Source organism: Micromonospora cabrerizensis (assembly GCF_022230955.1).
GTDB lineage: Bacteria > Actinomycetota > Actinomycetes > Mycobacteriales > Micromonosporaceae > Micromonospora > Micromonospora cabrerizensis.
Genome location: NZ_JAKKFI010000068.1, coordinates 12,532 through 29,281, shown reverse-complemented (window position 1 = coordinate 29,281; position 16,750 = coordinate 12,532). Strand labels below are relative to the sequence as shown.

17 protein-coding genes are annotated in these 16,750 nt (G+C 72.2%); 10 read left to right on the top strand and 7 right to left on the bottom strand.

The annotated features are described in order from the left end of the window. The first annotated feature begins 56 nt into the window (after positions 1 to 56). The 7 genes from LADH09A_RS17170 (at position 57) to LADH09A_RS17140 (ending at position 8,664) form a co-directional block, all read left to right on the top strand. Complete coding sequence (locus tag LADH09A_RS17170) at positions 57 to 1,238, top strand: MFS transporter (protein ID WP_238646302.1); 1,182 nt, start codon at positions 57 to 59, stop codon at positions 1,236 to 1,238. A 119-nt stretch (positions 1,239 to 1,357) separates the two neighbouring features. Beyond that, complete coding sequence (locus tag LADH09A_RS17165; RefSeq protein WP_238646300.1) at positions 1,358 to 3,031, top strand: ABC transporter substrate-binding protein; 1,674 nt, start codon at positions 1,358 to 1,360, stop codon at positions 3,029 to 3,031. Positions 3,032 to 3,037: 6 nt separating this feature from the next. Continuing rightward, positions 3,038 to 3,994: an ABC transporter permease gene (locus tag LADH09A_RS17160; protein WP_238646298.1), complete on the top strand. Its 957-nt coding sequence runs from the start codon at positions 3,038 to 3,040 to the stop codon at positions 3,992 to 3,994. Then, a complete protein-coding gene (locus LADH09A_RS17155) occupies positions 3,991 to 4,875 on the top strand; it encodes an ABC transporter permease (RefSeq protein WP_238646297.1) in 885 nt (294 codons plus the stop codon). Before LADH09A_RS17160 ends, LADH09A_RS17155 begins: the two co-directional genes overlap by 4 nt. Continuing rightward, positions 4,872 to 5,879: an ABC transporter ATP-binding protein gene (locus LADH09A_RS17150; RefSeq protein WP_238646295.1), complete on the top strand. Its 1,008-nt coding sequence runs from the start codon at positions 4,872 to 4,874 to the stop codon at positions 5,877 to 5,879. The genes LADH09A_RS17155 and LADH09A_RS17150 overlap by 4 nt, the downstream gene beginning before the upstream one ends. After that, entirely contained in the window at positions 5,876 to 6,877 is a 1,002-nt protein-coding gene (locus tag LADH09A_RS17145; protein WP_088948700.1) for an ABC transporter ATP-binding protein, read from the top strand. The genes LADH09A_RS17150 and LADH09A_RS17145 overlap by 4 nt, the downstream gene beginning before the upstream one ends. After that, positions 6,874 to 8,664 carry a gamma-glutamyltransferase family protein gene (locus LADH09A_RS17140; RefSeq protein WP_238646292.1) on the top strand — a complete coding sequence of 597 codons (1,791 nt, stop codon included), beginning with the start codon at positions 6,874 to 6,876 and terminating at the stop codon, positions 8,662 to 8,664. The genes LADH09A_RS17145 and LADH09A_RS17140 overlap by 4 nt, the downstream gene beginning before the upstream one ends. On the opposite strand, the gene LADH09A_RS17135 is transcribed toward LADH09A_RS17140, so the two are convergent. Beyond that, positions 8,661 to 9,341, bottom strand: a complete 681-nt coding sequence (locus tag LADH09A_RS17135; RefSeq protein WP_238646290.1) for a GntR family transcriptional regulator — start codon at positions 9,339 to 9,341, stop codon at positions 8,661 to 8,663. The two genes, LADH09A_RS17140 and LADH09A_RS17135, sit on opposite strands and share 4 nt — an antisense overlap. Positions 9,342 to 9,412: 71 nt before the next feature. Between LADH09A_RS17135 and LADH09A_RS17130 the strand changes: the two genes are divergently transcribed. Next, entirely contained in the window at positions 9,413 to 10,129 is a 717-nt protein-coding gene (locus LADH09A_RS17130) for a YoaK family protein (protein ID WP_238646288.1), read from the top strand. 2 nt (positions 10,130 to 10,131) lie between these two features. Here LADH09A_RS17130 and LADH09A_RS17125 read toward each other — a convergent pair whose 3' ends face one another. Genes LADH09A_RS17125 through LADH09A_RS17110 form a run of 4 tightly spaced genes read right to left on the bottom strand, consistent with a single transcriptional unit; the run spans position 10,132 to position 13,415 of the window. Next, a complete protein-coding gene (locus LADH09A_RS17125; protein WP_238646286.1) occupies positions 10,132 to 10,758 on the bottom strand; it encodes a response regulator transcription factor in 627 nt (208 codons plus the stop codon). Beyond that, entirely contained in the window at positions 10,755 to 12,035 is a 1,281-nt protein-coding gene (locus LADH09A_RS17120; RefSeq protein WP_238646284.1) for a sensor histidine kinase, read from the bottom strand. Before LADH09A_RS17120 ends, LADH09A_RS17125 begins: the two co-directional genes overlap by 4 nt. Before the next feature lie 4 nt (positions 12,036 to 12,039). Beyond that, positions 12,040 to 12,492, bottom strand: a complete 453-nt coding sequence (locus LADH09A_RS17115) for an ABA4-like family protein (protein ID WP_238646283.1) — start codon at positions 12,490 to 12,492, stop codon at positions 12,040 to 12,042. Further along, complete coding sequence (locus LADH09A_RS17110; RefSeq protein ID WP_238646281.1) at positions 12,489 to 13,415, bottom strand: hypothetical protein; 927 nt, start codon at positions 13,413 to 13,415, stop codon at positions 12,489 to 12,491. The genes LADH09A_RS17115 and LADH09A_RS17110 overlap by 4 nt, the downstream gene beginning before the upstream one ends. 133 nt (positions 13,416 to 13,548) lie before the next feature. On the opposite strand from LADH09A_RS17110, the gene LADH09A_RS17105 reads away from it, so the two are divergent. After that, positions 13,549 to 13,974 carry a DUF8817 family protein gene (locus LADH09A_RS17105; RefSeq protein WP_238646279.1) on the top strand — a complete coding sequence of 142 codons (426 nt, stop codon included), beginning with the start codon at positions 13,549 to 13,551 and terminating at the stop codon, positions 13,972 to 13,974. A gap of 17 nt (positions 13,975 to 13,991) precedes the next feature. On the opposite strand, the gene LADH09A_RS17100 is transcribed toward LADH09A_RS17105, so the two are convergent. After that, the gene (locus LADH09A_RS17100) at positions 13,992 to 14,384 is read right to left on the bottom strand and encodes a hypothetical protein (RefSeq protein ID WP_238646276.1); all 393 of its coding nucleotides are present in this window, start codon (positions 14,382 to 14,384) and stop codon (positions 13,992 to 13,994) included. Positions 14,385 to 14,485: 101 nt separating this feature from the next. Next, on the bottom strand, positions 14,486 to 15,757 hold the full coding sequence (locus LADH09A_RS17095) for an MFS transporter (RefSeq protein WP_238646275.1): 1,272 nt from the start codon (positions 15,755 to 15,757) through the stop codon (positions 14,486 to 14,488). Between the two features lie 81 nt (positions 15,758 to 15,838). Between LADH09A_RS17095 and LADH09A_RS17090 the strand changes: the two genes are divergently transcribed. Then, positions 15,839 to 16,723 carry a LysR family transcriptional regulator gene (locus LADH09A_RS17090; protein ID WP_238646274.1) on the top strand — a complete coding sequence of 295 codons (885 nt, stop codon included), beginning with the start codon at positions 15,839 to 15,841 and terminating at the stop codon, positions 16,721 to 16,723. Positions 16,724 to 16,750: the final 27 nt, after the last annotated feature.

The window sequence follows — 16,750 nt, the reverse complement described above, 5'->3', positions numbered from 1 at the left end:
GGCGTTTAGGGCCGATACCGCACCTCGGCTCAGGACCGACACCCCATGCTGTACGAGTGACACGGTCGACGTCCGGCGCGGTACGGGTCGCCTTCGCCTTCTGGATCACGCTCGTGGGCACCACCGTGCCGACCCCGCTCTACCCGCTGTACGAGATGCAGTTCGGCTTCTCGTCGTTGACGGTGACCGTGGTCTACGCGTTGTACGCGCTGGGCGTGGTCGTCGGGCTGCTGGTGTTCGGGCGGCTCTCCGACCAGATCGGCCGACGTCCGGTCATCCTCGCCGCGCTGCTGTTGTCCGTCGCCGCGGACGCCGTCTTCCTGTTCGCCGTGGACCTGGCGATGATCATCGTGGGTCGGCTCCTCGCCGGTCTGTCCGCCGCGCTGATCATCGGTGCGGCGACCGCGGCGCTGGCGGAGTTGATCGACCGGCGGCATCCGAAACGCGCCGCCACTGTGTCGATCTTCGCGAACCTGGGCGGTCTCGCCACCGGCACCCTGCTGGCCGGGATCGTGTCGGACGTGGCGCCCGAGCCGATCCGGCTGCCGTGGGTCATCGTGCTCATCCTGGCGGTGTTGGCGATCATCGCGTTGCGGGGTGTGCCGGAGACGGTCCGGGAGCGCTCACCGGTGACCCTGCGGGTGCAGCGCCTGCGCGTCCCGGCGACCATTCGCGGCGCGTTCGTCCGCTCGGCGATCACCGCCGGCGCGGGCTTCGCCGCGCTCGGGGTGCTCACGGCGGTGAGCGGGCTGTTCCTCGGCACGACCCTGCACGAGACCTCGCACACGCTGGCCGCGCTGGTGTCCTTCGTGGCCTTCACCGGTGCCGCGTTCGGTCAGCTGCTGACCCGCGTGCTGTCCTCGCGCGCCGCGCTGGCCAGTGCCTGCGTCGGCCTGATCGTGGGGTCCGGTCTGCTCGCGTTCAGCATGTGGATGGCGCTGCTGGCGACGCTGCTCGTCAGTGCGGCTCTCATCGGGGTCGCGTCCGGGGTGGCGGTCGGCGACGGCATCGCGACCATCACCACGAGGACCGAGCCGCAGCACCAGGCCGAGGCGGTGTCGACCTTCTTCGCCATCCTGTTCGCCATGCTCGGCGTGCCGGCGGTCGGGGTCGGTGTGCTGATCCAGACGACAGGTCTGCGCCCCGCCGGCGAGATCTTCAGCGCTGTGGTGGCGGTGCTCGCGCTGGTCGTGCTGCTCAGCCTGGCACGGGGCGACCGGACGAGGCCCGCGAGCTGATCACCGGGCGGGCTCGTTTCGGGGCAACCGGGGTGCCCCGAAAGCCCGTTCGCGGAGGTCTTGCGGCGGTCATCGTATACAACATACGCTCCCCGAATCGCCCACTCGAGGAGCTCTCCATGACGAACCTCTCCGCCAGCGAAACGCGCCTGCCCCGCCGCCGCGTGCTCCGGGCCGCGGTGGCGGCGGCCGCCGCTGTCTGCACGGTCGTTGCCTGCTCACCGGTGTCGAACAGCGGCGGCGACACGTCCGGCGGCAACCAGTCGGCCGGCCAGGACTCCTTCGGCACGCCGGCAGACCCCGCCGCCGTCAAGCAGGGCGGCAAGCTGGACATCGCCCTCTCCGCAGAGCCCGACGCGCTGGACCCGACACTGTCGAGAAGCCTCTACTCCCGCTACGTCTTCCAGGCGATGTGCCAGAAGCTCTACGACGTCGACGAGAAGGCGCAGGTCGTACCGCAGCTCGCGACCGCGCTGCCCACCACGAGCGGCGACGGCCGGGCGGTGACCATCCCGCTGCGACCGGGCGTGCGCTTCGCGGACGGGACGGCGTTCGACTCGGCCGCGGTGAAGGCCACCCTGCAACGCCACCTCACCAACGCCCGGTCGGCGCGCAAGAGCGAACTCGGACCCATCGACGGCGTCGACACCCCGGACGCGCAGACCGTCGTCCTTCGACTGAAGCAGCCGTTCGCGCCGCTGCTCGGTGCCCTCGCCGACCGCGCCGGCATGATCATGAGCGCTCAGGCGCTGCGGAGCCTGGGCGACAACTTCGCCTCCGCGCCGGTCTGCGTCGGCCCCTTCAAGTTCGCCAAGCGGGTGCCCCAGAACTCGATCGAGGTGGTGAAGGACCCGAACTACTACGAGGCGAGCAAGGTGCACCTCGACAGCATCTCGTGGCGAATCCTCACCGACGCGAGCATCCGCGCCGCCAACCTGCGCTCCGGCGACGTGCAGGTCGCCGACAGCGTCTCCACCCAGGACTTCGCCGCCCTGCGCCAGGACGCCGCGGTCTCCGTCCTCCAGTCGCAGTCCCTCGGCTACCAGGGTCTGACGATCAACATCGGCAACGTCGACGGCATCGGCACGGCACCCAAGCCCATCAACCGCCCCCTCGCGCAGAACGCCAAGGTGCGGCAGGCCTTCGAGCACGCCATCGACCGCAAGGCCCTGGTCGACGCGGTGTTCAACGGTCTGCACGCCGTCGCCTGCTCACCGATCTCGCCCGCCAGCGCGTTCTCGTCGCCCGAGGCGCAGACCTGCCCGGCGCACGACCCCGCCAAGGCCACGCAGTTGCTGGCGGAGGCGGGCGTGCAGACGCCGTACACGGTGACCATGCTGGCCTCGAACACACCCGACACGCTGCGTCTCGCGCAGGCGCTCCAGTCGATGGTCAAGGACGGCGGGTTCGATCTGAAGATCAACCCGGTGGAGTACTCGTCGCTCCTGGACGAGCAGGACCGCGGCAACTTCGAGCTGTTGCAGCTCGGCTGGAGCGGGCGGATCGACCCGGACGCCAACATCACGAACTTCGTCGGCACCGGAGCCAGCCAGAACGTCGCCGGCTACAGCAACCCGCAGCTCGACACCCTGCTGACCCAGGCCCGTCAGGCCGGCGACGTCGAGGAGCGCAAGAAGCTGTACGGGCAGGCGGTCACCCTGCTCCAGCAGGACGACGCGCTGATCTACCTCTACCGGCAGCGCAACCTGACGGCCGTGAGCAAGCAGCTCCAGGGTCTGCAGGTCTTCCCGGACGGTGTGCTCCGGGCGGCCTTCGCCGGCTTCGCCAAGTAGGTCACCGTGGCCCGCTACCTGCTCACCCGCGCCTGGCAGTCGGCGCTGACCCTGTTGTTGTCGACGATCGTGGTCTTCGTCGGCGTGCGGGCCCTGCCCGGTGACCCGGCCCTCGCGCTGGCCGGGGAGGACCGCTCACCGGAGGCGCTGGAGGCCATCCGTCGGCACTACGGGCTGGACCAGCCGCTGCCGGTCCAGTTCGCGCAGTACGTGGAGCGCATGGCGCAGGGCGACTTCGGGGTGTCGATCCGCACCGGCACGCCGGTGTCGTCGATGCTCACGACCGCCCTGCCGGTGACCGTCGAACTGTCCGTGCTGGCGATCCTGATCGCCTCGGCGCTCGGGGTCGGCGCGGGCGTGCTCGCGGCGGTGCGTCGCGGGCGGCCGGCGGAGTGGCTGGCCAACGGCCTGGCCCTGGTGGGTCTGTCGGTGCCGCACTTCTGGCTCGGGCTGCTCGCGATCCTGTACCTGTCCGTGGCGACCGGGCTCTTCCCCGCCTCCGGCTTCGTGCCGATCCTGGAGGACCCGGTGGACAACCTGCACCACATCATCCTGCCGGCGGTGATCCTCGGCACCGGCCTCGCCGCCATCATCATGCGGCAGACCCGGTCGGCGATGCTGGACTCGCTCTCCTCCGACTACGTGCGCACGGCCAAGGCGAAGGGCCTGCGACCGCGCGCCGTCATCACCCGGCACGCACTGCGCAACAGCCTCATCGTGGTCGTCACCGTCGTGGGTCTCCAGCTCGGCGGCCTGATCTCGGGCGCGGTCGTCACCGAGCAGATCTTCGGGCTGCCGGGCTTCGGCAAGATGACCATCGACGCGGTGTTCCAACGGGACTACCCGGTGATCCAGGCCGTCGTCCTGCTCACCGCGACGGCCTACATCGTGATCAACTTCTTCGTCGACCTGCTCTACTCGGTCATCGACCCCCGCATCCGGGTGACGGGAGATCCGGCATGACCGTCCTCACCGTACCGATGGCGGAGACCACGGTCAGCGTCACCCGGCGCGCACGGGTGCTGCGACGGTTGCGCCGCAACCCACTCGCCGTGGTGAGCTTCGTCGTGCTCGCGCTGGCGGCGGCCACCGCGCTGCTCTCGCCGTGGATCGCGCCCTACTCCGTCGACCAGACCGACTTCGCCCGTACGTTCGCACCGCCCGGCACCCCCGGGCACGTGCTCGGCACCGACGACCTCGGCCGGGACGTCCTCTCCCGGATCATGCTCGGCGCGCGGGCGTCGTTGCAGGTGGGGCTCCTGGCGGTGGCCACCTCCCTGGTCATCGGGGTGCCACTCGGCCTGGCGGCCGGCTACTTCCGGGCCTGGGACGCCGTGATCTCACGCTTCACCGACCTGCTGCTGGCCTTCCCGTTCCTGATCATGGCGGTGGGGCTGGCGGCCATCCGGGGTGCCAGCCTCGGCAACGCGGCGGTGGCCATCGGCATCGCCCAGATCCCGGGGGTGATCCGGGTCGTCCGCTCGGACACGCTGCGGCTCAAGTCGCTGGACTTCGTCGCGGCGGCCGTGGTCGACGGGGCCAGCGACCTTTGGGTGCTGGCCCGGCACATCCTGCCGAACGCGACGTCGGTGATCCTGGTGCAGGCCACCGTCGCGATCCCGGCCGCGATCCTCGGTGAGGCGGTGCTGTCCTTCCTCGGCCTCGGCATCCAACCCCCGGCGCCGAGCCTGGGCACCATGCTGGCCACCGCCCAGCAGTTCGCCGCCCGGGCGCCGTGGGCCGCCGTCCTCCCCGGTGTCGTGATCATGGGCCTGGCGCTGGCGTTCAACGTCTTCGGTGACGCCCTGCGCGACGCCCTCGACCCGAAGGAAGACCGCCGATGACCACGCCCTCCGCGCCCGTCCTGGAGATCCGCGACCTGTCGGTGTCGTTTCCGACCGAGACCGGCACCGTCTCGGCGGTGGACGGCGTCAGCCTGGACCTCGCCCCCGGGGAGATCGTCGGGATGGTGGGCGAGTCGGGGTGCGGCAAGAGCGTCACCGCGATGAGCATCGCCGGCCTGCTGCCCGGCAGCGCCCGGATCACCGGCTCCGTACGCCTCGACGGCGCCGAACTGGTCGGCGCCCGCGAGTCGGCGCTGCGTCGGGTACGCGGCCAGGAGATCGCCTACATCTTCCAGGAGCCGATGACGTCCTTGAACCCGGTGCTCACCGTCGGGCGGCAGATCGGGGAGGTGCTCCAGGTCCACGAACGGATGTCCCGACGGGCCGCCCGGGCCCGGGCCGTCGAACTGCTGACCCTGGTCGGGATCCCGTCCGCGGCCCAGCGGGTCGACACCTACCCGCACCAGCTCTCCGGCGGTATGCGGCAGCGCGTGATGATCGCGATGGCGGTGGCCTGCGGCCCGAAGGTGCTGGTGGCCGACGAGCCGACCACCGCGTTGGACGTCACCGTCCAGGCCGGCATCCTCCAGGTGCTGCGGGACCTGCGCGACCGGCTCGGCACGAGCATCCTCATCATCACGCACGACCTCGGCGTGATCGCCGACATCGCCGACCGCGTCGTCGTCATGTACGCGGGCCGGGTCGTGGAGCGCGCGCCGGTCGACGACCTCTTCGCTCGCCCCCGGCACCGGTACACGGCCGGGCTCCTGTCGGCGTCACCGCAGCCGGGCCGGCACGCCGGCACGGACCGGTTGACCGAGATCCCCGGGCTGGTGCCCGTGCTGTCGACCCAACCCGACGCGTGCACCTTCGCGGACCGCTGCCCGGCCGCCGACGCGACGTGCCGCGACGCGGCCCCGCCGCTGGAGGGCATCGGTGGCACGGACCACGTCGCGGCCTGCTGGCATCCCTGCTCGACGGCACCCCAGGAGGCGACCCGATGACGCCGCAGCCCAACGCCCTGGAGATCGAGGACCTGGTGATGCACTTCGGCCCGGTCCGCGCCGTGGACGGGGTGTCCCTGACGATCCCGAGAGGCCGGGTCACGGCGCTGGTGGGGGAGAGCGGCTCCGGCAAGTCGACAGTGGGCCGGTGCGTGGTGCGGCTGGTCGAGCCGACCGCCGGGACGGTCCGGATCGCCGGGACGGACGTCACCCACCTGTCCCGACGGCGACTGCGCCCCCATCGCGGCGCGGTGTCGATCGTCTTCCAGGATCCGGCCGGCTCCCTGGACCCGCGCATGCTGGTGGGCGACATCGTGGCCGAGCCGCTGCGGCTGGCCGGCAAGCGGATCTCCCGGCGCGACCGGGACGCCCGAGTCGCCCCCCAACTGGAACGGGTGGGCCTGCGCGCCGAGGTGGCGCGTCGCTATCCGCACGAGCTGTCCGGCGGGCAACGCCAACGGGTCAGCATCGCCCGGGCCCTGATCTCCGAGCCCATGCTGCTCATCGCCGACGAACCCACCAGCGCCCTCGACGTGTCCGTGCAGGCGTCGGTGCTCAACCTCCTCGCCGACCTGCAACGCGACATCGGGTTCGCCTGCCTCTTCATCACCCACGACCTGTCCGCGGTCGAGTACCTGGCCGACGACATCGCCGTCATGTACCTCGGTCAACTCGTCGAGCAGGGCAGCCGCGAGCGGATCTTCGCCCGGCCCGCCCACCCGTACACGCAGGCGCTGCTGTCCGCCGCGCCGGTGGCCGACCCGGTGCGCCAACGCGAGCGTCAGCCGGTGCTGCTCGGCGACGACCTGCCGTCCGCGCTCGACCCGCCGTCCGGCTGCCGGTTCCGCACCCGGTGCCCGCTCGCGTTCGACCGGTGCGCGACGGAGGTGCCGGCGCGGACGGCGATCGGTGACGGCATGGCCGCGTGTCACCTGGTCCGACCGGACGGCACCGGTCCCGACGTTCGCACCGCAGATCCCAGTGAGGTGTTGTCATGACGTTCACCACCCGACCCACGCTCCAGGGCACCTTCGGCATGGTGTCCTCGACGCACTGGCTCGCCAGCCAGTCGGCGATGGGCATCCTCGAACGCGGGGGCAACGCCTTCGACGCCGCGGTCACCGCCGGGTTCGTCCTGCACGTCGTGGAGCCGCACCTCAACGGGCCGGGCGGCGAGGTGCCGGCCATCGTGGCCACCGCGGCGGACCCGACGCCGAAGGTGCTGTGCGGGCAGGGGCCCGCACCGGCCGGTGCCACCATCGCGCACTTCCGGTCCCTCGGCATGGACCTCATCCCCGGGGCCGGGCCGCTCGCGGCGGCCGTACCCGGCGCGGTGGACGCCTGGCTCCTGCTGCTGCGCGAGCACGGCACGCTCACCCTCGCCGAGGTGCTGGAGCCGGCGATCGGCTACGCCGGCGCCGGGCACCCGCTGGTGGGTCGGGTCGGTGACACCGTGGCGGCCGTGCGGTCGTTGTTCGAGGAACACTGGCCCACGTCCGCCGCGCTCTGGCTGCGCGGCGGCCGGCCACCTTCCGCCGGGGAGATGGTCACCAACCCGGCGTACGCGGACACCCTGCGCCGGCTGGTCCAGGCGGGCCAGGCGGCCGGTGCGGACCGGGAGGCCCAGATCGAGGCCGCGCGTCGCGTCTGGAGCACGGGCTTCGTCGCCGAGGCGATCGAGACGTTCAGCCGCCAGCCGTTCCAGGACTCCAGCGGTCGGCCGAACGCCGGGCTGATCACCGGTGACGACCTGGCCGCGTACTCGGCGACCTGGGAGGCGCCCGCCACGCTCGACTGGCACGGCTACTCGGTGGCGAAGACCGGTTTCTGGGGCCAGGGCCCGGTGCTGCTGGAGTCGCTGGCCACCCTCGACGCGCTCGACGACCCCGCCGCGTACGACCCGTCGACCGCCCGGGGTGTGCACGCCCAGGTCGAGGCGCTCAAGCTCGCCTTCGCCGACCGGGAGGCCTGGTACGGCGACGACGTCGAGGTGCCCGCCAAGGCGCTGCTCTCCCGGGAGTACGCGCGGGAGCGGGCAGCCCTGGTCGGTGACCGCGCGTCGGGGCAGTTGCGGCCGGGGCGTCCCGACGGGGCGCAGCCACGGCTGCCGGTCCACGTCCGGCCCGGCGCCGCCCGGCGTACCGACCCGACGGACGCGACGACGGGGGAGCCGACCGTGCAGTCGGACGGGGTGACCCGGGGCGACACCTGCCACGTGGACGTGGTCGACCGCTGGGGCAACATGATCTCCGCTACCCCGAGCGGTGGCTGGTTGCAGAGTTCGCCGACCATCCCGGAACTCGGCTTTCCGCTGGGCAGCCGGTTGCAGATGTTCTGGCTGGAGGAGGGGCTCGCCTCGTCGTTGGCCCCGGGCCGCCGGCCGCGGACGACGCTGAGCCCGACGATGGTGCACCGCGACGGGGAGCCCGTGCTGGCCTGTGGGACACCCGGCGGTGACCAGCAGGACCAGTGGCAGTTGCCGTTCCTGCTGCGGCACCTCGTCGGCGGTCAGTCCCTCCAGGAGGCCATCGACGCGCCGGCGTGGCACACGCTCAGCCTGCCGGGGTCGTTCTACCCACGGGACATGGAGCCCGGTGTCCTGGTGGTGGAGGACCGGTTCGACGAGACCGTGCTGGCGGCCCTGCGGGCGTACGGGCACGAGGTGCGGGTCACCGACTCATGGAGCCTCGGTCGGCTCTGCGCGGTGAGCCGCGACCCGGCGACGGGCGTGCTCTCCGCCGGGGCGAACCCCCGGGGGATGCAGGGCTACGCGTGCGGGCGTTAGGGCCTGCCGTAGCCGCCCTCGGCGTTCTCGTGGGCGGCGGCGGACGCCGCGTCGAGATGGTCGAGGGCGGCCCGCTCGGCGCGGTCGCCGTCGCCTGACTCGATGGCGTCCACGAGTTGGATGTGCTCGGCCCACGAGTGTGGCGCGCGTTGCGCCGCCCCGAGCCGGAACACCCACTGGACATGGAGGTAGAGCGACTTGGCGATCGACGACAGCCAGGGGTTTCCGCTGATCTGGAGGATGCGCAGGTGCAGGGTGCTGTTCAGCTCGGCGACCCGGGCGAGATCCTGCCGCTGCGTCGCCTCGCGGCCCTGGTCGAGCAGGGCGCGCAGGGCCACCACGTCGGCCGCGGTCGCCCGCTCGGCGGCCAGCCGGGCGGCCAGCGTCTCCAGGCGTACGCGGACGGCGAACATGTCGGCGATGGTGCCGCTGCTCGGTGAGGCGACGACCGCTCCCCGGCGGGGGAGGATCACGACGAAGCCTTCCGCCTCGGCGACGCGCAGGGCCTCCCGGACGGGGTTGCGGGAGACACCGAAGTCCTCCGCCAGCCGGTCCTCGGTGAGCCGTTCACCGGGAAGGTAGTTGCCGTCGATGATGGCGGTGCGCAGGGCGGCGAGGACCTGATCGCGTAGCGGCAGGTGTTGCGCGCCGAGCTTGTCCCGCAGATCTTCAGCCACCTGGTTCGCCTCTCCGTGAACATGTCCGGACAAAGTGTATACGAAGAACAATCCCTGGAGGGTGGCCGACAGTGTCGAGCACAGTGCCCAGCGTCATCCAGCCCCGCCCCGCGGCTCAGCAGGACCCGCGCCTCCTGCGTCGACGGCACGCCCTCGTCGTCGTCCTCACCTTCCTGACCGGCTGTGCCGACGCCATCGGGTTCCTCTCTCTCGGTGGCGCCTTCGCCAGCGTCATGACCGGCAACATGGTCCTCCTCGGACTCTCGGCGGGCCGAGGTGACGCCGAGCTGGCCCTGACGTCGGGCTGCGCCATCGTCAGCTTCATCGTCGGCGTCCTCGCGGGCGCCCGCGTCGTCGGCTCGGCACGACCGGGCGACCCGGTCTGGCCCCGGCGGGTCACCTGGGCGCTGGTCCTGGAACTGCTGGTGTTCGTCGTGTTCCTCGTCGTCTGGGAGGTCACGCTCGACGCGCCCGGCGCGCGTGTCCATCTCGCGCTGCTCATGCTGTCGGCGGTCGCGCTGGGCGTGCAGAGCAGCGCGATCCAACGATTCGGCGTGCCCGGCCTGTCCTCCACGTACCTGACCGGCACGCTCACCAGCCTGATCGCCGGCGTCGCCGCCCGCAGCCCGTGGGGCAGCCTGCGCCCCAAGGCTCAGGTGTTGCTGGCCCTCATGGTCGGTGCCGCCGTCGGCGCACTGGTCGCCCTGCACCTGCCGGTCGTCGCACCGGCGCTGCTGATCGTGCCGCTGGTTCTCGTCATCGTCGTGTCCCTGCGGATGCGGACCTGACGTCAGACGCCTCGGGCGAACAGGGCCAGGCGTACCCGGTTGGGGCTGTCGGTCTTGGTCATCAGGCTGGTGATGTGGGTCTTGACCGTGGTGACGCCGATGTGGAGGCGCTCGCCGATCTCGGTGTTGGACAGGCCCTCGGCGACCAGGTTCAGCACCTCCTGCTCGCGGGCGGTCAGGCCCTGCGCCGGCCGTGGTGTCTCGGGGCGGGCGTGCACCGCGCGCTGCACGAGGCGTCGCAGCACCTCCGGGCTGAACGGGCTGTCACCGACGGCGGCCCGGCGGATGCCGTCCAGCAGCTCGGTCGGGGGCGCGTCCTTGAGCAGGAAACCGCAGGCGCCGGCGGTCAGGGCAGGGTAGAGGTGGTCGTCGTCGCCGAACGTGGTCAGCACCAGGATGCGGGTGGCGGGGCGTTCGGCGAGGATCCGGCTGGTCGCGGTGATCCCGTCGACGCCGGGCATGCGCAGGTCCATGACGACCACGTCGGGGAGGAGCCGGGCGGCGAGTGTGATCGCCTCGCGGCCGTTGTCGGCCTCGCCGACGACCTCGATGTCGGGTTGGGCCGCACAGAGCATCCGCAACCCGGCCCGGATGAGGTGCTGGTCGTCGACCAGCAGCACCCGGATCACACCGGCTCCGGTGCGGGGGCTTCGGCCGGGGCCTCGCGTTCGCCGGGCACCGACCGGACCGGCGCCCGGTCGGCGGCGGCGACCACGGCCGGGAGCGCAGTGCGCACCCGCCAACCGGTGCCGGACGGGCCCGCCTCCAACCGGCCACCGAGGACCTCGACGCGCTCACGCATTCCGGTGATGCCGTGCCCACCGCCGGTCGGCACGCCGCCCAACGCGCTCTCGCCGGTCGGCCCGCCGCCCAACACGCCGCCGCGGCCGGTGTCGGCGACCTCCCAGTGCACGACGCCGTCGCGGACCGCGACCACGAGGTGCGCCACAGCGGACGTACCGGCGTGTTTGGCCACGTTGGTCAGGGCCTCCTGGGTCAGCCGCAGCACCGCCATGCCGCGTACCGCGTCGAGCGAACCGATCTCCGGGGCCAGGTCGGCCTCCACGGTGATGCCGGCCTGACGGGCCCGGTCGATCGCCGCGCCGATCGCCGCCGGCAACGCGGAGGGCTCGATCGCGGTCAGCGCCGCGTCGCCGCGTACCCCCTCGGGGTCACGCAGCACCGCGACCAGCCGGCGCAGCTCCGCCAGGGCCGCGGTGCCCGTGCCGTGCACGTCGTCGAACACCTCGCCGACCCGGGGGTCCAGGTCGCTGAGCACGTGCCGGGCCACGCCCACGCGCAGCACCATCGACGCGACGTGGTGCGCGACGACGTCGTGCAGCTCGCGGGCGATGGCGCTGCGTTCGTCGGCCCGTGCCGCGCGGTTCTCCGACTCGTGCTGTCGTTGCTCGGCGGCGGCGCGTTCCTGGGCCTGTCGGGCGAGATTCCAGTTGGCCCGGATGACCAGGCCGAGCAGCAACGGTATGCCGACCTCCAGGGCCAGGCCGACGACGCCGGCCGCGACCCGGTCGGCCGGAGCGCCGATCGTGCTGGTCAGGTCGACCACGGCCAGCAGCCCGGCGGACAACCCGATGGTGCGGGCGCGGTACGCCCCGATGGTGATCTCGATCAACGCCCAGCTGGCACCGACATGATTGATCATGATGTCGTCGAGCAGGGCGATCGCCGCCGCCAGCAACGCGGCCTGCACCACCATGTTGGCGACCGGTCGACGGTGCAGCAGCAGCGCCGCGGCGAACGCGCCCACCGCGAGGATCCACTGTGTCACCGTCGGCGGGCGCCCCGCCTGGGTGCAGAAGACCAGGTAGCCCACCCCGGCGAGGTCGAGCAGCGTCAGCCGCACGAGTGTGTCGCGCGTGTTGAACAGCCGCCCCAGCCAGCGCACCGGCTCAGCCTAGGTGCTGCGGGCCGGTGGCAGCGACCGCCGGCCGTCGCCACCGGGTGCGGACCGCGAGGTAGGCGGCCAGGCCGAGCGGGCCGAGCAGGATGGTCAGCAGCAGCACCGGAGCCATCACCAGCGCCGGCACCCCCCGTTCGCGGCTGTCCAACCACGCCCAGCGCCCGACGAACAGGTCGAACGCGATCATGTGCGCCCAGCCCGCCGCCGCCCCGTCGGACGTGCCGAGCAGGTCGCGCACGCCCGCCAGAGTCGGCGACGTCACGGCCGGCAGCACGTCGCCGAACGCCGGGATCACCAGCAGCGCGTAGATCACCACCACCGGCAGCACGATCAACGGCGAGGAGATGACACGGGCGGTCCAGGACCAGCGCGGTAGCAGGATCATCATGGCCCAGAACGGCGCGGCCAGCGCGAACGTCAGGGTGAACAGGGTCGCGGTCACGCGGCCAGCGCCAGGTCGGAGCGGCGTCGGCGAGACAGCACCAGAGCGGTGGCGGTCGCCGTCACGACCACCAGGGCCGCGACCGCGGCGAGGGTGACGGCATCCGGGCGCAGCAGGGCCTGCCCGCGCAGGGCCTGCCAGGTCAACATCACCGTGAGTACGCCGTACGCCGCGCCCGCCACGACCACGAGCCGTGCCCGGGTGCGCTCGTCCAGCCGCGTCGCGAACCGGTTCAGCAGGATCGCCAGGACCGGCAGCGCCTGGAGCGCGTGCAACCCCACGAAGTGCCCGATCCGCAGGTCCCCACCCATGGTGCTCCATCCAACCAGCGGCAGACCCGCCCCGCCGTCCGGCACACCCACGCTGTGCGCCCCGGTGACACCCTCGATCCCCGGGTCCTGACCGGGCAGTGCCATCGGCACCGCCGCCACCATGCCCAGCAACGACAGTCCGAGACCCCAACCGACCGCGCGGCGGGCCACCAGGTCGGGAATCCGCCGGATCAACACCACGATCCCGATGACGAGGTGCGCGACGAACAGCACGGCGATCGCCGCGCCCATCGTCGCGAAGATGGCGGTGTTCAGCGGGGTGCTGTCGTTGAAGTGGCTGGTCTGCCCCCGCACCACCTGTCCGACGATCAACACGTTCTCGACCACGGCGACGGCGACGAGGAGGGTGGCCATCCGCTCCGCGAGCCGGCTCCGACGGGGCAGCAACGAGAGCATCCACGCGAGGGTCACGCCGTACAGCACGAAGGACACCGCGAACTTGAACGGCTTCAGCCAGATCGGCGCACCGACCAGGACGCGCGGGTCGACGACGATGCCGACCGCGCAGACGACGGCGAGCGCCGCCATCGCGTACACGAGGAACATCAGTGGGCGGTGCCAGCGTGCCGCCCGGCGCAGATCGATTGTCATGTCTGTAGATGGTCGTGACCGCGCCCGCCGGCCGCGTCCGACCGCGAGCCCCGGTTGTGGCCGGTGGTCGGAGCGGGGCCTCCTCCCTGGGTAGGAGGCGAATCCGCCGGGGACCGTCGCCAGCGCTGGCACAATGGCCGGCTACCGCGCCGGGGCGTCGCGGTTCAGCATCGTCGACCCGTCGGGCAACAGCATCGTCTTCATCCAGCGCGACGAGCCGAAGGATCTGGAGTACGGCGGGTCGACGGAGTTGCAGGGCCTGGCGCGGGTGCTCGACAACGCGCGGATCCTGCGCGAGTTCAAGATGGACGACCGGGCGGCCTACCGGGCGCTCGACTCGGGCATGCGCCGGCGTGCCGACGACGCGCCGGTGGTCGAGCAGGCGATGGCGCTGGCCGCCCTGATCGAGCTGTCGGTGGCGTTGGAGAAGGCGGAGCGCGTCCCCGAGTGGGGCGCCCGCCTCCAGGCGCTGACCCTGACCGAGCCGGAGCGTGCGCAGGTCAAGAGCTTCGTCGCCGACCCGGCCCTCATCACGCCGTGGCTGGCCGACCCGACCTGATCCTCCGACGGCGTTGCTCAAGGGCGCAGACTGCCGTCATCGTCGAGGACAGCTTCTGCCAACCGCTCCGGGAACATCCGACGCACGCTCGGGGGGTATTCACTCCCGTCGCCGGGCTGTGTGACGCGGTCGCCATCCACCCGTACCGGTGTCGAGATGCCGGAGACGGGCGCTGCGCCCAGTGCGGCGCAGTGTGCCCAGGCGAACGAGGTCGAGGCGTCCCGCCCGAGCAGGCGGACCTTGCAGGTGCCCGGGCCGCCGAGCAACACGCTGGGGAGGAGCGCCGCGAGACGTTCCTCCTCGGCCTGGACGTCAGTCGCGCTTCGATCCGGGAATCGGTACGGCGGCTCGGAGCAACCGGCGAGCAGCCCGATAGCCAAGCCAAGCCAGACGAGGTGTCGACTGCTCACCCGTCGAGCGTCCCACCCGGTGGCCCGGGAACGCCACCATCTCCGCCAGCGTGCCGAGCCGGAGCGCAACACCCATCGCATCGGCCAAGATCCGCGCAGCTTCAGGCCCCGCGCCGGGAGGGCGTGCGGGGGCGGGTTCCGGTGCTGCGGCGGAACAGCACGGCGACGCCGGTGAGCATGACCAGCAGCAGCCCGGTGAACCAGGTCATCGCCGTGACGGTGCTGACGGTGCGGGTGGCGATCCCGATACCGACGGCCGGCAGGCTCAGCCCCAGGTACGAGATGAGGAACAGCCCGGCCAGGGCCTCGCCCCGCCTGGCCGGTGCGGCCATCGCGGCGACCGTGCCGATGGCGGCCTTGAGCAGCACGCCGGCGCCGACCCCGGCGAGCACGCCGCCGACCAGGAACGCGGTCAGGTCGGCGGTGTGCATCCCGAACAGCAGGGTGGGTACGCCGACGGCCTGGCCGAGCAGCCCGAGCCGCACCTTCGTCGGGGCGGGGAGTCGGTTGGTGAGGGTCTGCGCCACGGCGGCCGCACCGAACACGGCGAACACGACCGCGCCGGCCAGCAGACGCGACGGCAGGTGCAGGGCGCCGCCGACGAAACCGGGGGCCACGGAGGTGAACAGGCCGAACACGGCGAACGACGCGAACCCGGCGGCCGCCGCGGCCACGTACCCGGCCTGGTCGCCATGGTCGGCGCTGATCCGCTGCGGCCGGTAGGTGGGCCGGACCAGCCGCTCCTCGACGGTCTCCGGGGTCAGCGCGACGGCCGCGATGCTCGCCAGCAGCAGGACGACGAACACCAGGTACGGGGTGCGCAGCGGCGCGTCGACGTACTGGGCCAGGAACCCCGCGATCAACGGGCCGATGCCGAGGCCGCCGATGTTGGCGGCGGTGGAGACCACCTCGAAGCGCTGGCGGGACGCGCCGGGTCGGTGTGCGGTGTGCAGTTCGTGCAGGTAGGCGGTGGCGGTCGCGGTGACCATGCCGATGCCGAGGCCGGTGACCAGCCGGGCGAGCAGCAGCACCGGCAGGGTGGGGTCGCTCAGGAACAGCGCGGCGGCGACCACCTCCAACGCCAGCGCCGGGATGAGGATCTTCTTGCGGCCAACCCAGTCGGAGACGTGCCCGGCCAGGAGCAGGCTGATCACCACGCCCACCGCGTACGCCGCGAAGACCACGGTGACCATGAACGTGGAGAAGCCGTCCCGCGCCATGTAGAGCGGGTAGAGCGGGGCCGGCACGGTGGAGAACGCCATCGCGGTCAGGAACGCCAGGGAGATCAGCCAGAAGCCCCGGCCGTGCCGGTGGGTCGAGCCCTCGGTGCGGGTGGGAGCGGTGATGCGGGGTGACAGGGTCGACGACGACATGACCTCACTGTTGCCCCGCCCAGGCATCAGGTCCAACGAAAGTTGACGCTGGCAACGATCGCGATCAGTGATACTTGCGGCGTGGAACTCCGCCAACTCGAATACTTCGTCGCGGTGGCCGAGGAGCAGAACTTCACTCGTGCCGCGGCCCGACTGCACGTCGTGCAGTCCGCCGTCTCCGCGGCGGTCAAGACCCTGGAACGGGAACTGGGCGCCTCCCTGCTCGACCGGAACTCCAAACGCGTACTCCTCACCGACGCCGGCGCCGCGCTGCTGCCGCGCGCCCGGGTCGCCCTGGACGCGGCCCGCGACGCCCGCGACGCGGTCGCCGAGGTGCGCGGTGGCCTGCGCGGCACGGTGCGCATCGGCACGATGACCTCGATCAGGCTCCTGCACCTGCCGGCCCTGCTCGGCGAGTTCCACCGCCGGCACCCCGGCGTGCTGCTCCAGACGAGCGCCGCGCCGTCGGGCTCGCAGGGGCTCATCGACGCGCTCGCCGAGCGCCGGCTCGACCTCGCGTTCGTCTCGCTTCCGGGCGCTGCCCCCACCGACATCCACCTCACCGAGTTGGCCCGCTCGGTGATCGACCTCGCCGTGCCGGACGACCATCCGCTTGCCAGCCGGACGTCGGTGACGCTGGGCGAACTCGCCGGGCTGGACTTCATCGACTCTCCGGTCGGCTACGGCAACCGGGCGGTGACCGACCGGGCGTTCGCCACCGCCGGCCTGTCCCGGCGCGTGACGATCGAGATCCCGGACATCGCCACCGGCGCCGACCACATCCGTCACGGGCTCGGCATCGCGTTGCTGCCGCGCTTCGTCGTCGCTGACGCCGACGGCGTGAGCACTCTGACCGTCACCGACGCCGACCTGGACTGGACGCTCTCGCTGGCGATCCCGGTGGATCGCCCGGTCGGCGCTGCCGCCCGCGCACTGATCGACCTGACGGCTGAGTTCCTGCCGTAGACGGCCGGTAGGCCCGCCGATGTCCTA